Origin of the sequence: Haloarcula limicola (genome assembly GCF_010119205.1) — an archaeon.
In the GTDB taxonomy this organism is placed as follows: Archaea; Halobacteriota; Halobacteria; order Halobacteriales; family Haloarculaceae; genus Haloarcula; species Haloarcula limicola.
On the sequence record NZ_WRXM01000001.1, the window covers coordinates 114,711 to 128,681 of the forward strand.

Below are 13,971 nucleotides of genomic sequence, written 5' to 3' on the forward strand. Positions count from 1 at the left end.
AATCACGGGAAACAGCATGCTCCCGGCCGAACGCAAACGAACTATCGTCCAGCTGGTGACGGAACGAGACGGCTGTTCCGTCTCCGTGCTGGCCGACGAACTGGAGTTCTCGAAGGCGACGATCCGCCGAGACCTCCGCGACCTCGAAGAGGAGGGCCGCATCGAACGCTCGCACGGCGGGGCGGTCCCGGCGTCGTCGGTCGGTACGGAGCGTTCGTACGACCAGCGCGAGGTCGAGCACTTAGAGGCGAAGCGGGCCATCGCCGCGCGGGCGAGCGAGGAGATCCGCGAGGGCGAGGTCGTCTTCTTCGACGCGGGGACGACCACGATGGAGGTCGCGCGGGCCGCCCCCGACGAGGGGTACGTCGCCGCGACGAACATGCCGGAACTCGCCACGGAACTGTCTGACGGCGAGATCGACGTGAAACTGACCGGCGGGACGCTGCGGGCGCGAACGCGCGCGCTCGTCGGCTCGACCGCCGAGGCCTTCCTCGATCGGACGAACTTCGACCTCCTCTTTCTGGGGACCAACGCGCTGGACGCGACGGTCGGCCTCTCGACGCCCAACGAGGCCGAGGCCGCGGTCAAGCGCCAGATGGTCGAACGCGCCGGACGCGTCGTCCTCGTCGCGGACAGTTCGAAGTTCGGGGAACGGAGCTTCGTCTCGTTTGCGGACCTGTCGGACGTCGATATGCTCGTCACGGACGAGGCGCTCCCGGCGGCCCTCGCCGAGGCGGTTTCCGAGGCGGACGTCGACGTCGTCGTCGAAGGTATCACAGCATGATAGTCACACTCACGTTCAACCCGGCGGTCGACCAGACGATTCAGTTCGACGAACCGATGGCTCCGGACCGCGTCATGCGGGCCAGCGACGCCCGCTTCGACGCCGGCGGGAAGGGGATCAACGTCGCGCAGTTCCTCACGGCGATGGCGAAGCCCTGCGTCGCCACCGGCGTCGTCGGCGGGTTCACGGGCAAGTTTATCCGCGACGACATGCGGGCCGACGGCGTAGAAACCGATTTCGTCGAGGTAGCGGGAACGACGCGACTCAACACGACGGCGCTCGCCGAGGGCGTCGAGTACAAGCTCAACCACGACGGGCCGACGGTCGGGGAGAGCGACCTCGACGCGGTTATCGGGCGGGTCCGCGAACAGGACCCCGACCGCGTCCTCGTCGGCGGGAGTCTCCCGCCGGGTCTGTCCGTCGCAGACGTCGATACCGTCGCCACGGCGGGCGACTGGGACACCATCGTCGACATGGAGGGAAAGGCGCTCCGAGAACTCGACGCGCGGTACGCCCTCTGTAAGCCCAACCGCGAAGAGCTCGGCGACGCCACCGGTGCCGACGTCTCGACCATCGAGGGCTGCGCGCGCGCGGCCGACGCCTTCCGCGACCGCGGGTTCGACCGCGTGCTGGCCTCGCTGGGCGGCGACGGCGCGGTACTCGCAAACGGTTCGGACCTCCTCTACGCCGAAGCCCTCGACGTGGACGTCGTCGATACCGTCGGTGCCGGCGACGCCCTCCTCTCCGGGGTCGTCGCCGCGTGGGAGGACGGAGAGGACGACGCGACGGCGCTGCAGAACGGCGTCGCCGTCTCCGCGCGACTCGTCGAACAGGCCGGCACCGCCGTTCCGTCCTTCGAGGATATCGAGACGTTGCGAGAACGAGTGACGGTTCGAGAGTTGTAGCGCCGGACTGATCGTCCCGTTTCAGAACTTCTCGTCGTAGTCGTCGACGAAGGCGCGAACATCCGCGAGCGACGGCTGGTCCGCGGTCCGGACGAAGTGACCGGCGACGGCGTTCCCGAGGACGACGGCCGCCGCCGGGGAGAGTCCGTTCACGAGCCCGAGACCGAGCCCCGCGTTGAAGTGGTCGCCGGAGCTCGTCGTCAGTTCGGGATCCGTGACCGCGGGGACGGCGACGCTGTCCGTCCCGTCGGGAGAGACGACCACGGAGCGGTCGACGCCGTGGCCGACGAACCACGCCGGCGAGAGGACGCTCTCGACGACCTCGGCCGCTTCTTCGAACGAACGATCGGCCTCTCCTTCGTAGGCATCCGCCAGGACGCCCGTCTCCGCGCGGTTCGAGGAGACGACGACGTCCGTCACTTCGTTCAGTCGCCCGATGGCCTTCCGCCCGGCTCGCAGGCCCTCGGCGTCGAGTTTCCGCACGTCGCCCGGGTCGACCAGCACGTGGGAAGGCGGGTCGGCGATATCGTCCCAGAGCTCGCGCAATCCCTTCAGGATATCGGGGAGCCCGGGCGTCTCTGACCAGTAGCCGATTCCGAGTAGCGCTGCGCCGTCGAGCCGGTCGGCGAGTCGCTCGTGGCCGAGTCGTTCGTCGAGGCCCGCCCAGTCGAGGTCCATCGTGTCGCCGACCTCGGTCAGCATCAGCTTCCCGTCGTCGAACTCGACGGCGTCGGTGACCCCCGGGTCGCCCATCGAGTGGAGTTCGTAGTCGTCGAACTCCGAGGCGAACGCGTCGTGGACCGGGTCGCCGTACATCCCGACCATCACCGGATCGAACGACCAGGTGCCGAACGCGCGGGCGAGGTGGCAGGTGTGACCGCCCGTGCGGTTGCCGTGCTGGAGCCACTCGAAGGTGAGCGAGCTGTCGGCGGCGACCGAATTGGCCACCCGGTCGCCGAGCGCGGCAATGGTCGAGAGTCCCTCGTAGGTATCCGGGTCGACGCGGTCGGCGACGATCTCTCGGACCCGGTCGAGGTAGCCGTCGAACCCGAAGACGGCGCGGCCGCGTTCTACCTCGTCCAACGCGGCCACTGACGGGAACTCCTCGCGTGCGGCGGCGACGGCTCGTCGAGTTGACTCGTCCATGGCCGCCTACAGGACGTCGTCCGCGCTGGCTCCCTCGAAGACGACTTCGTCGAGCTTGTCGAGGATGTCGTAGGGGTCGTCTCGCTGCCAGACGTTGCGGCCGACGGCGAGGCCGGAGACGCCTACGTCCATGCAGTCCGCGACGAGTTCGAGGAAGTCGCGGTCCGACGTCTTCGAACCGCCGGAGAGCAGGACGCGGTTGTCCGCGGCGGCGTTGACGGCGTGTTCCATCGCCTCCTTGTCGCGGGGGTACTTGACCTTCGTGAAGTCCGCGCCGAGTTCCAGCCCGATGCGGGCGGCGTAGGCGATGATGTCGCGGGTCCGGTGGTCCTTGACGGCCTGTCCGCGCGGGTACGACCACATGGCGATGGGCAGGTCGTGGTCGCGGGCGGCCTCCTGTACCGGGCGGAAGTCCTCGAACATGTCCGTCTCGCGGTTCACGCCGGGGTAGATCGTGTAGCCGATGGCGTCGGCGCCCAGTTCCGCGGCGTAGTCGACGGACCAGTTCTGCGGCGAGTAGGGGTCGCCCATCCAGAGGTCCGACCCGCCGTTGAGTTTCGCCAGCAGGTTCACGTCGTCCTCGTAGCTCGGATAGTACGTCTCGGCGAGGCCCTTCCCGACGGCCAGCGCCGTGACGGCGTCGTGGGTCGCCATCTCGAACACTTCCCGGGGGTCGAGACGCTCCTCGACGCCGCCGAACTGCTTGGGTCCGTGTTCCAGGCCGTGATCGTGAGCCAGGACGAGCGTCTTGTCGTTGCGAACGAGCGGTGAGTTACCCAGTGGTCGCATACAGATGGATTACCGAGAACGAACACTAACAGTTTTCGGTTGTGTTTTTTTACTACTGAACGAGTTCGTTTCTGCTCGGCCCCGAAGGTTAAGTACGTGCGAGGGGTACCGACGACCATGCCATCCGTCGAACTCGACGACGAGACGATCCAGCGCCTGGACGACCTCCGCGTCGAGGACGAATCTTACGACGAACTCGTGAACGAGCTCATCAATATCTACGAGGCAGAGGAACTGACCCTGTTCCACGGCGGCGACGAGTACTAACTCTGCGACTGCGAGTGGGCCTGTTCACAGATCGCCTTCCAGCGCCCGTTCGATTCGAGCTTCTCTTGGAGGTCCTCGGCGTACTCCTGTGCCAACTGCTCGGCTTCCTCGGTCTGCTTACTGGACCCGCCGCCGCCACCGAAGCCGAGCGCGTCTTTCACGCCCGAGAGGAAGCCGCCGCCACCGCCGCTCCCGCCGCCCGACCCGCCGCCTGACTGCCCCATCGCCGGTTGCTGGTCGATGCGGTCGAGCTCCGGCATGATGCTCGGGAGCTTCGACGTGTCGGCCACGACGCGCGCCGACTCCGGGTCCTCGGGGTTCTCGATCTCGAACTCGACGGCCGTCATCACGAGGCCCCACTGCTGGTTCGAGAACGACGATGCTTTGACCTTCTCGTTGAACGACTGGTCGACTGCCATCCGCTCGCCCGCGATGCGGTCGGTCCAGTGGTTGTCACTCATGAGTCGGTGTTTGCCCCCCGCCTCAATGAGCGTTTCCCGAAAAAGCGTTGAAAAACGCCGGTTCTCGCGCGTTTCAGACGCCGGACTCGATGGAGATGTCGGCGTGAAGCTCCTCGCGGAGCGCCGAGTGGACGTGACAGATCTCCTCGCCGCGCTCGACGATGTCTCGCTCATCGTCACCGAGGTCCTCCTCTACCGCCATGTCGAAGGCGATGGAGACGAGGTCGTCGTCGTCGTCGAGTTCGGCCTCGACGTCGACCTCGACGTTACCCACGTCGTCGTAGCCGTGTTCGTCGGCGGCGACGCGGAACGCCGGGATGTAACAGGAGGCGTAGTCGGCCGCGAGCACTTCGTTGGCCGACGGGCCGTCGTTGCTGAGGGCGTCGACGACGAGCTCCCACTCGCCGTTGATGACGCTCTCGACCGTGTACCCTTCCTCGCACGTGCTGGTGACTTCGATGTCTGCCATAGCGTTCGGCGTGTCTCGCGCCTCCCTCCTAAACGTTGCCAGACGAGGGCGGGTATAACTCGGCTCGAAGAGACGGCGGACGTTTCGGTCCGCGAGGACTGATTAGAGTTCGAACGTCTCGTCGCCCTCTAAGACCTCGACTTCGGCGTCGCTACCGGTCGCCTTGACCTCCTTGACGAAGTCGTCGGTGTCGATCTCGATGGGCGGGAACGTGTCGTAGTGCATCGGGAAGACGGTGTCCACGTCCAGCCAGTCGGCCGCGACGGCGGCCTGCCACGGCCCCATCGTGAAGTGGTCGCCGACCGGGAGCGCGGCGGCGTCGGGTTCGAGGTACGGGCCGATTATCTCGCGCATCTCCGTCATCAGGCCGGTGTCGCCCGCGTGGTAGAACGTGGTCGACTCCTCGTCGCTGACCTGCGTGGGCTTCGTATCGGAGATGACGAACCCGGCGGGCATCCCGCCGGTGGTGCCGTAGGAGGTGTCGATGCCGTTAGAGTGGTCCGAGCGGTGCATCGTGACGAAGGCGTCGCCGACCTCGACGGTGCCGCCGAGGTTCATCCCCATGCCGCCGACGGCGTCGAACTCGCCGAAGTTGTCCTCGCAGTACTCGACGAGTTCCGGCGTGGCGACGAGGCCGCTGCCCTCGTAGCGGTCCACGTCGCCGATGTGGTCGGCGTGACCGTGCGTCAACAGGACGTAGTCCGGGTCGATCTCCTCCGGGTCCGTGTCCGTGTACGGGTTGTCGAAGAACGGGTCGATGAGCAGTTCTGTCCCGTCTACGTCGACGTGCCACGTCGAGTGGCCGTGCCAGGTGAGTTCCATGATTCGCCCGGACGTACTCGGGGCTGGCACTTAATGGTACACCGCAACTGATGACCCACGCGATTCGAGCGCCGTCAGTCGAATATGCTCAGTCGCGTGGGCTTCCCCTGCGCGTAGCGAATCCACCGGCGCACGTGTCGGTTGAGCGCCCAGAAGAGGACGACGACCATCCCGAACAGCGCGGTCAGCGCGACGGCGGCGAGGACGAGCGGACTCTCCGTCGGCAGGCCCACCAGCCCGACGATGACGCCGACCAGCGCCATCTCGGCGGCACAGCGCAGACCGGGGAGGACGAATCCGGGCGAGGGGTGTGACTCGGACGATGCGTCACCGGCCATACCCCGCATTCGCGAGCGCTCGTATAGTAGTTTGTGCCCCGACCGTGGCTTTATTCGCTCGCTGTCCTAACGGAAATCCATGACGAACGACCGCGCGTCTCGCCGCGGCTTTCTCGGCGCGCTCGGCGTCGCGCTCGCCGGAGCAGCGGGCTGTCAGACGCCTGGACAGACGGGCGACTCGAGCGGTTCCGAAGCGGGCGGCATCGCCACCGACGCGGGCGGATCCGCCGCCCGACAGTCGACGAACGCGACACGGCAGGCGGGAAGCGTCTACACGGACGTCTACCGAGCGGTCGCCGACTCCGTGGTCTCCGTGCGCGTCTACGCGCGCAACGGCCGCGGCTCCGAGGGCAGCGGTTTCCTCGTGGACGGCGAGTACCTCGTCACGAACGAGCACGTCGTCTCCGGCGGCGACGAGTTCTACGTCAGGTTCGCCGACACCGACTGGCGGGAAGTCTCGGTCGTCGGGACGGACGTCTACAGCGACCTCGCGGTGTTGCGAGCCCGGAACGTCCCCGAGAGCGCGACGCCGCTGCCGTTCGTTCGCCGGGACCCGCCAGTGGGGACGCGGGTCGTCGCCATCGGCAACCCGTTCGGCCTCTCGGGATCCGTCTCGGAGGGGATCGTCAGCGGCGTCGACCGAACCCTCCGTAGCGCGAACGACTTCTCCATCGCCGCCGCTATCCAGACGGACGCGGCGGTCAACCCCGGCAACAGCGGCGGCCCGCTCGTGAACCTCGACGGCGACGTCCTCGGGGTCATCAACTCCGGCGGCGGCGACAACGTCGCGTTCGCCATCTCCGCGCTGCTCTGCCGGCGCGTCGTCCCGGCGCTCGTCGAGGACGGGCGCTATCGCCACTCGTACATGGGCGTGACGCTCCAGAGCGTGACTCCGCTCCTGGCCCGCGCGAACGACCTGGAACGGGCCAGCGGCGTCTACATCGACCGCGTCCTCCCCGGCGGCCCGGCCGCCGGCGTCCTCGACGGCTCCGACCGAACGCGGTCGGTCTCCGGCACCGCAGTTCCCGCCGGTGGCGACGTGATTCGCCGCCTCGACGACACCCCGACGCCGACGCGACAGGCGCTGGCGACGTTCCTCGCGCTGGAGACCAGCCCCGGCGACACGATCTCGGTCACGCTGGCCCGCGACGGGGAACAGCGGACGGTCGATTTGGAACTCGGGACGCGCCCGCGCCCCTAGTTCAGCGCGAGGAACCGGTAGTTCAGGACGGCGGCGAACGTGACCCAGAGGAGATACGGAACCAACAGGTAACCGGCGCGGCGGTCGACGCGCCGGAACGCAGCGATAGTCGGAACGAGCAACGCGAGCAGCGCCCCGATGACGGCGAGCGCCAGCGCGAGGTTCTGCGCCTGGAAGAACACCGGTGTCCACGCGACGTTGAACGCCATCTGCGCGACGAACAGACCGAGCGCGACCCGGCGCTCGCGGGACGCCTCCGCCCGCCAGACGAGATAGAGCGCGACGCCCATCAGCGTGAACAGCAGCGTCCAGACGACGCCGAACGCCCACGACGGCGGGTAGATCGCGGGTTTGGTCAGGCCCTGGAACCACGCGGAGTCCGGGCCGCCGAGGGCGGCGGGGGCCGCGCCGACGAGGTTGACGAGGACAACGGCGAGGAGCGCGCCCGGAAGGTCTCCACGCTCGAAGGATGCTGTCGCGGTCATACGCCACTCTTGGTCGGAGAGCCACGTATAGCTACGGCCGTGGTGGAAGCGCACTCGCGGTGTGGCCGCTTTCGTCGCTGCTGAGGATCCCCACGCAGCAGTTCTGCATCTACCGCTACGTCAGCCGTTCGCCGAGCAGCGGGGCACCGACCGTTCCGCCGACGGCGACCGCCACCCCGAAGAAGGTCAGCGGAAGCGACGGCTGGAGGGCGTAGAGGGCACCGAAGACCCCGGCTGCGAGCCCCAGCACCGCGAATCCGGCGACTACCTCCCGTCGCTCGGTCGGATGGGCCGGCGTCGCCTCGGCGACTCGCCACCACACGAGCCAGCCCCCGACCGCGCCACCGACCGCCGCGACGCTGTCGAAGGACACGCTCAACGGCAGTCCGAGTATTCCTATCCCCGCCGTGATCAACAGGAGACGTCCCGGGTCGGTCCCCCGATCGGTCGCCCAGTAGAACGCGCCGAGGACCAGAGCGCCGAGAGCGATACCGACGACGATGTCGACGGCGTAGTGTACTCCCAGCGCGAGTCGCGAGAACGAGACCAGGAGCACGATACCGCTCGCGATGACGAGTCGCGTTCGGCGTTTCCACCGGTCAAGCACCAACGCCAGCCCGCCCCAGAACAGCACGCTGCCGAACGCGTGCCCGCTCGGGAACCCGGGGCCGTCTGCCGTCGCCGTACTCACGAATACGGGCCGAACCGCCGAGGGGAGCCATCGAACGATCGGTGCTTCGGCAGCGCCGGGGGGCCGCGGGAGCAAGAAGAAGTTCTTCAGGACGCCGATGAGGGCGATGTACGCGATGACCAGCGCCAGCATGAACAGCCCCCGACGTCGGTCGATACCCCAGTGAGGCAGTTCGTCGCCGGTGATGTAGAGCACGCCGCCGAGGAGAAAGAGAAACCAGACGTCACTCAACTGCGTGAGCAGCGCGAAGAGGACGAGTAACGGCCCCTCGTGTATCTGCACGAACTCGGTGATTCCGATGGCTCGGCCGTCCGCTACCATCCGCGTGACTCACCGTCCGTCTCGAGGGCGGGAGCAGTCCATCGAGTTCGGCCGCCGATGGGGGGCTGTGTTCGAGACACTACAGATCTGGCGGCAGTTAGAGCGCAACACGGGTAAGTTGAATGGCTCCGAACGACGGACGCGCCCAGGGTGTCGACAGCCACAGCCACCGGACGCTCACCGCGGACAATCCGTAGAATCACTGTATCGAGCAAATGGCGGGGGCGAGGACCGGTCCGGACCTCGCACGAAGAACCGCGCTTGGCTACTCCAGCGGTTCGGCCGCGTCGCGCTCGACCAGCGGGTCGGCGTTGTCGGCCGGCAGCGTTACCACGTCGTCCGTCGAGAGGTCGTACTCGCGCTGGTCGACGCCGAATATCTCGCCCACGTCGTCGGTGATGCGGACGGTCTTTCGCTCGACGTCGTCCGTCGTCGCCCCGTCGGTCTCCGTCGACACGTCTGCGTTGTCGTCCCCGGTCGGCGGTGACGAGCCGGTCCCGTCGTCGTCCCCGAGGGCCGCCGCGGCCTCGCCGGACGGTCGGTCGGGGTCTCGCTCCGGCGGCGGTGACGGCGTCTGCGTCTCCGTCCTCTCGTTTCCGTCATCGGACGGTTGCCCGTCGCCGCCGCCCATGACGTCGGCGGCGTCGACGCTCGTCCCCTTCTGTTTCGTCTCGCCGTCCTGCTCGGTCGGGTCGGGCACCGCGTCGGGCATCTGGTCGGGGGCGGGGTCTGCGGTTCGCTCGCCCGACTGGTCGGCGGTCGCCGTCGGTTCGCCGTCGGCGTCGTCGGTGGCCGGCGAGTCGCCGCCGACGGCCCCGGCGGGCGCGTCGCCCGCGATGACGTCTAAGACGTGTTCGCGGTTCGACTCGATGGAGTCGACCATCGACTCGAAGAGGTGTTCCTCTTCCTGTGTCAGACCGTCGTCCTCGGTCGGCATGTCCGCGGCCGCGAGCGACGCCATCTTCACGATCTTGCCGATTCGGCGCTCGTAGATGGCCTCGACGGTCTGTTCGGCGGTCTTGATGTCGTCGGTCAGGCGGTTGACCTCCGGCGAGTCGAAGGGGTCGTCGGCGCGGTCGGCCGCGCGGTCGCGTTCCTCCCTGAGCTGGGCGACGAACGTTCCGGCCTCCTCGTAGAACGTCGAGCGCAGCTGCTGTAGCTGGTCGGTCTGGCGCTCGCGTGACTGGACCGATTGGAGTTCGTCGAGATTCATTCTGCCCCCTTCTCAGCGCGACCGCGGGCCATCAGGAACACGCCCACGTGCTCTGGTACTGTGTGATGACCCGCCTCCACCGTAAAGCTATCCCCATCGAATTCGACGAGGCCGCCCTCGGTCACTTCGACGGTGATCTCGTGGCCCCGGAAGGTCTCGGGCACGGCGTCGGAGAGCGGGTCGAACGCCTCGATCGCGTCCCGATCGATGCGCTGGACTTCGAGCCCGCTGCCGCCGTGAAGCGACCCCGGCAGGCGGATGAGGCGGTTCGTGTCGGTGGTCACAGGTTCGTCGATCGGGGCGTTGTCGGCGGCGACCGCTTCGAGGGCCAGCACCTTCGAGATCTGGTAGAACGCCGAGTGGACGTCGATGTTGCCGGCGGCCACCCGGTCGTAGTTGTCCCGGGCGGCGTTGAGCGCGGCGGTCGCCTTCCCCTCGCCGATACCGTCGTACTGCCGCAACCGGGCGATCGCGTCGTCCTCGTCCATCTCGCGCAGTCGGTCGACCTCGGCGAGGATGTGGCGGTGCGCGCGAGCGCTCCACCCGCCCTCGGTCGTCAGCGTCCGCTTCTCGGCGGGGCTGGACCGACCGGACGTGCCGGCCACCGTCTCCACGTCGACGAGCTCGTCGAACTCCAGTCCGATACCCCGGACGTAGTCGACGATCTCGCGGCGCGCGTCGCGTTCGAGGCCGCGGATCCCCTCGTCGCGGACGTGGACGTGGTAGCCGCGGCCGCCCGAGAAGACGACGGTCAGGTCCTCGAAGCCGAAGTCGTTCTCAAGGAAGTCCAAGAGGCGAAAGAGGGCGTCCTTGCACTTCGCGAGCATCTCGGCGTAGGTGTCCTCGCCCAGCGTGACCGACGGGAGGTGGTCGGCGTCTAAGTCGAAGACGAGGTCCGAGGAGCGCCACCCCTTCTCGCCCATCGACGAGGCGCTCGGGTCGTCGTACCGGCCCGCCGAGAAGTAGACGTGGCGGGGCTTCTTGCGGCCGAGGAACGCCTCGACGTCGCCGAGGTCGAGCAGCGAGCGATGGCGGACCATCGTCTCGCCGGGGCCGTCGGTCCACGGGATGAACCCCCACTCGCGCTCGTTCGCGGCCGGCGGCGGCGAGATATCCGCCTGTCGATAGTGGTCGCCGAACCGGCCGCGGAGATACGTTTGCGTCCGCGATTCCATCGGCTACTCGGTTAGGGGGACCCGTTCAAAAGGATACGGATTCTCCTACCCGCGCAGGAACTTCGAGAGCTTGTCGGCGATCGTCTGCTCGCCGAGTTTGAGGTAGTAGGCGTCGCCGCCGTCCTCGTAGTAGTTGTCGATGCGACGGCGCACCTCGAAGCCGATGTGCTTGTAGAACTCCAGGGCTGACTCGTTCGTCGAGCGCGCGTGACAGGTGACGCTGCCGTAGTCCTCGGCGACGCGCGCGATGAGACGCTTGCCGAAGCCGTCGCCGCGGTAGTCGCGGTCGACGGCCAGAAAGAGGATGTAGCCGTCCCGCCGGACAGCCGCGAAGCCGACGAGAGCGTCCGTAGAGCGGTCGAGATAGAGGTAGACCGTCGAGCGTCGGTAGGCGTTCCGGAAGAATCCCCGTCGCTGCCGGAGGACGCCGTCCTCCTGTCGGATGGTCTCCTTGAGCCGCCACGCGGCATCGACGTACTCGTCGCTCCCCCGGTCGATGACCCGTGTCTCTATGTTGACGCTCACTGGCCAAGTGGTAGTAGGGGCACGAATATAATTCCACCGCCCGATACGCTGACGTACAGTTTTTTCTCCCTCCGCCTACTTCTGATTGGCATGGCTGATAGGAGGGTGCCCGAGCAGGTCGCGCCGACGACGGTGAAGAAGTCGGTTCGGCAGGCGTTCATCACGGGCTTTGCGATGATGATTCCGCTGATAGTCACGCTGCTCATCATCGGGTTCGTCGTCAACTCTCTCTCTAACGTGTTGGACCCGGTGGTCGCGTTCACGTTCCGGATATCGGGGTCGGAGATCAACCCCGCCGAGACGCCGGCGTATCTGGTGAAGGTGCTGGCGCTGGTCGTCTTCGTCGCCGCCATGTTCTGTATCGGCTTAATCGCGGAGCGCCAGCCCGGCGGCGGGCGCATCGAGGACGTCTTCGATACGATGATGAAGCGGATCCCGGCGATCGGGTCGCTGTATCGGAGTTTCGACGAGATGAGCGAGATGCTGCTCGACAACGACACGCAGAGCTTCAAGGACGTCGTCCTCGTCGAGTACCCGACGAGAGGGTCCTACACCGTCGCGTTCGTCACCGCGAGCACGCCCCGGTCCATCGAGGACGCGACGGACAACGAGGAGATGGTGACGCTGTTCATGCCGATGGCACCGAACCCGGTGATGGGCGGATACGTCATCCACGTCGACATCGACCGAGTGTACGACGCGGACATGACCGTCGAGGAGGGCGTCCGCTCTATCGTCACCAGCGGCGTCGCCATCGGCGAGGGGAACATCTCGCGGCCGATCGGCGAGTCGACCTCCGTCCCCGGCGTCGGTCACCCCGCGGAGGCCCAGTATCGGCCCTCGGACGCGACGCGGGAACCGACGCCGCGGACCGGCATCTCGAAGCGGGAAGACGCCTACAGCGACGACGTCTCCCCCGAACACGCGGACACGCCGGAGGGCGTCGCCCGCCAGCACACCGAGGACACGCCGACCACTCGCGACGCAGAGTACCCTTCCGACCTCGAACGCGGCGAGGGAACCATCGGGAACGACGCGGACCACCCCGGAGAGATCGACCGGAGCGACACGACGGTCGGGCGGGACGCCTCGCGCCCCGAGGACATCGAGCGAGGCGACGGGACCATCGGCGACGACGCCGACCGACCGGCGGACGTAGAGCGCGGCGAGGGGACCCTCGGCGACGACGCCGACCACCCCGAAGACATCGAGGCGGACGAGGGGAGCGGCGAGGAACAGGGTTAGGTACCCGCCTGTCCGAGGTCCGGTATGGTCACTCGCTCGATACGCGGCGCGCTCGGTGTCGCGCTGGTGGTCACCGTTCTCAGCCGGCCCGCGGCGGCGCACGTAGACTACGTCACCGACGGCCCCGGCGCGGCGATGAACGCCCTCGCCTTCCTCCTCGAAGTCCTCTCCGATCCGACGAACGCGCTCCTCTTCGGCGGCGTCTCCGTCGCCGGCGCGGTCGGCGTCGCCGCGTATCTGTGGGTGCGGCCGACCATCACCGATGTCGTCGTCCTCCGGGAGAAACTCGCCGGCTACGCCGACCTCGTCCCGTGGATGCTCAGACTGGCCGGCGGCCTGCCGCTGGTCGGAGCCGGCTTCCAGGGCTACCTGTTCGCGCCGACGGTCGCCTTCGACCTGAGCGCGAACCCGCTCCTGCGGGTGCTGTTCATCGGGCTCGGGTTCTGCGTCCTCTTCGGCCTCGCGACGCGCATCGTCTCCGCTATCGGTCTCCTCACCTACGCGTGGGCGTTCACCGTCGACCCCGCCGTCGTCCTCGCCGTCGAATACGTCCCGATCTTCCTCTCCCTGCTCGTCGTCGGCGGCGGTCGCCCGAGCGCCGACGACATGCTACAGGACGTGGCGAGCACTCCGGGGACCTACTACGGCCGCGTGGACCCGATCCACCACCTGAAGGCGTTCCTCGACGACGCGACCGACCCGTACCGGGCGTACGTCCCGACGATTCTCCGAGTCGGAATGGGGGTCTCCTTCGTCTATCTGGGCCTGTTCCAGAAGCTCGCCGACCCGGGCAGCGCCCTGCTCGTCGTCGCGAAGTACGACCTCACCGCCGTCGTCCCGGTTGACCCCGGCCTCTGGGTCGTCGGTGCCGGCGTGACCGAGATGGCGGTCGGGCTCGCGCTGATCGCCGGCTTCTTCACCCGCGGCGCGGCCGCGGCGTCGTTCGTCCTGTTCACGACGACGCTGTTCGGTCTGCCGGACGACCCGGTGCTGGCCCACGTCACCCTCTTCGGGATGGCCTCGGCCGTCTTCACGATGGGTGCCGGGCCGTTCTCGCTGGACCACCGCATCGGCCGCCCGGCCCTGAAAGACGACGACGAGACGGTCTCGCCCGCCGACTGAGACCGGTCGCGC

17 protein-coding genes are annotated in these 13,971 nt (G+C 67.7%); 6 read left to right on the forward strand and 11 right to left on the reverse strand.

The window, feature by feature from the left end; all coding sequences use genetic code 11:
* Positions 1 to 16 precede the first annotated feature (16 nt).
* Complete coding sequence (gene glpR, locus GO488_RS00665; RefSeq protein WP_162315881.1) at positions 17 to 784, forward strand: HTH-type transcriptional regulator GlpR; 768 nt, start codon at positions 17 to 19, stop codon at positions 782 to 784.
* Positions 781 to 1,689, forward strand: a complete 909-nt coding sequence (gene pfkB, locus GO488_RS00670; RefSeq protein WP_162315882.1) for a 1-phosphofructokinase — start codon at positions 781 to 783, stop codon at positions 1,687 to 1,689. Before glpR ends, pfkB begins: the two co-directional genes overlap by 4 nt.
* A 21-nt stretch (positions 1,690 to 1,710) precedes the next feature.
* Here the strand turns inward: pfkB and GO488_RS00675 are convergent, their stop codons facing one another.
* Positions 1,711 to 2,835, reverse strand: coding sequence for a hypothetical protein (locus GO488_RS00675; RefSeq protein WP_162315883.1), 1,125 nt, complete (start codon positions 2,833 to 2,835; stop codon positions 1,711 to 1,713).
* A 6-nt stretch (positions 2,836 to 2,841) separates the two neighbouring features.
* Complete coding sequence (locus GO488_RS00680) at positions 2,842 to 3,624, reverse strand: class I fructose-bisphosphate aldolase (RefSeq protein ID WP_162315884.1); 783 nt, start codon at positions 3,622 to 3,624, stop codon at positions 2,842 to 2,844.
* A gap of 117 nt (positions 3,625 to 3,741) precedes the next feature.
* On the opposite strand from GO488_RS00680, the gene GO488_RS19530 reads away from it, so the two are divergent.
* The gene (locus GO488_RS19530) at positions 3,742 to 3,891 is read left to right on the forward strand and encodes a DUF7557 family protein (protein WP_164509599.1); all 150 of its coding nucleotides are present in this window, start codon (positions 3,742 to 3,744) and stop codon (positions 3,889 to 3,891) included.
* Here the strand turns inward: GO488_RS19530 and GO488_RS00685 are convergent.
* The 4 genes from GO488_RS00685 to GO488_RS00700 form a co-directional block, all read right to left on the reverse strand.
* Positions 3,888 to 4,352, reverse strand: a complete 465-nt coding sequence (locus GO488_RS00685; RefSeq protein ID WP_162315885.1) for a DUF5799 family protein — start codon at positions 4,350 to 4,352, stop codon at positions 3,888 to 3,890. The genes GO488_RS19530 and GO488_RS00685 overlap by 4 nt on opposite strands.
* Positions 4,353 to 4,425: 73 nt before the next feature.
* Entirely contained in the window at positions 4,426 to 4,821 is a 396-nt protein-coding gene (locus GO488_RS00690; protein ID WP_162315886.1) for an OsmC family protein, read from the reverse strand.
* A gap of 102 nt (positions 4,822 to 4,923) precedes the next feature.
* Positions 4,924 to 5,643, reverse strand: coding sequence for a metal-dependent hydrolase (locus GO488_RS00695; RefSeq protein WP_162315887.1), 720 nt, complete (start codon positions 5,641 to 5,643; stop codon positions 4,924 to 4,926).
* A 74-nt stretch (positions 5,644 to 5,717) separates the two neighbouring features.
* Positions 5,718 to 5,981, reverse strand: coding sequence for a hypothetical protein (locus GO488_RS00700; protein ID WP_162315888.1), 264 nt, complete (start codon positions 5,979 to 5,981; stop codon positions 5,718 to 5,720).
* 79 nt (positions 5,982 to 6,060) lie between these two features.
* Here GO488_RS00700 and GO488_RS00705 point away from each other — a divergent pair, with 79 nt between their 5' ends.
* Entirely contained in the window at positions 6,061 to 7,182 is a 1,122-nt protein-coding gene (locus GO488_RS00705) for a S1C family serine protease (protein WP_162315889.1), read from the forward strand.
* Here GO488_RS00705 and GO488_RS00710 read toward each other — a convergent pair.
* The 5 genes from GO488_RS00710 to GO488_RS00730 form a co-directional block, all read right to left on the reverse strand.
* Positions 7,179 to 7,667, reverse strand: a complete 489-nt coding sequence (locus GO488_RS00710) for a TspO/MBR family protein (RefSeq protein ID WP_162315890.1) — start codon at positions 7,665 to 7,667, stop codon at positions 7,179 to 7,181. The genes GO488_RS00705 and GO488_RS00710 overlap by 4 nt on opposite strands.
* A gap of 115 nt (positions 7,668 to 7,782) precedes the next feature.
* Positions 7,783 to 8,679 (reverse strand): phosphatase PAP2 family protein, encoded by an 897-nt coding sequence (locus GO488_RS00715; RefSeq protein WP_162315891.1) that lies wholly within the window; start codon positions 8,677 to 8,679, stop codon positions 7,783 to 7,785.
* A 265-nt stretch (positions 8,680 to 8,944) separates the two neighbouring features.
* Positions 8,945 to 9,892 (reverse strand): hypothetical protein, encoded by a 948-nt coding sequence (locus GO488_RS00720; RefSeq protein WP_162315892.1) that lies wholly within the window; start codon positions 9,890 to 9,892, stop codon positions 8,945 to 8,947.
* Positions 9,889 to 11,067 (reverse strand): DNA primase small subunit PriS, encoded by a 1,179-nt coding sequence (gene priS / locus GO488_RS00725; RefSeq protein WP_162315893.1) that lies wholly within the window; start codon positions 11,065 to 11,067, stop codon positions 9,889 to 9,891. The genes GO488_RS00720 and priS overlap by 4 nt, the downstream gene beginning before the upstream one ends.
* A gap of 45 nt (positions 11,068 to 11,112) precedes the next feature.
* Positions 11,113 to 11,592: a GNAT family N-acetyltransferase gene (locus tag GO488_RS00730; RefSeq protein ID WP_162315894.1), complete on the reverse strand. Its 480-nt coding sequence runs from the start codon at positions 11,590 to 11,592 to the stop codon at positions 11,113 to 11,115.
* A gap of 90 nt (positions 11,593 to 11,682) precedes the next feature.
* Here GO488_RS00730 and GO488_RS00735 point away from each other — a divergent pair, with 90 nt between their 5' ends.
* Positions 11,683 to 12,837, forward strand: coding sequence for a DUF502 domain-containing protein (locus GO488_RS00735; protein WP_162315895.1), 1,155 nt, complete (start codon positions 11,683 to 11,685; stop codon positions 12,835 to 12,837).
* 24 nt (positions 12,838 to 12,861) lie between these two features.
* Positions 12,862 to 13,959, forward strand: coding sequence for a DoxX family protein (locus tag GO488_RS00740; RefSeq protein ID WP_162315896.1), 1,098 nt, complete (start codon positions 12,862 to 12,864; stop codon positions 13,957 to 13,959).
* Positions 13,960 to 13,971 lie beyond the last annotated feature (12 nt).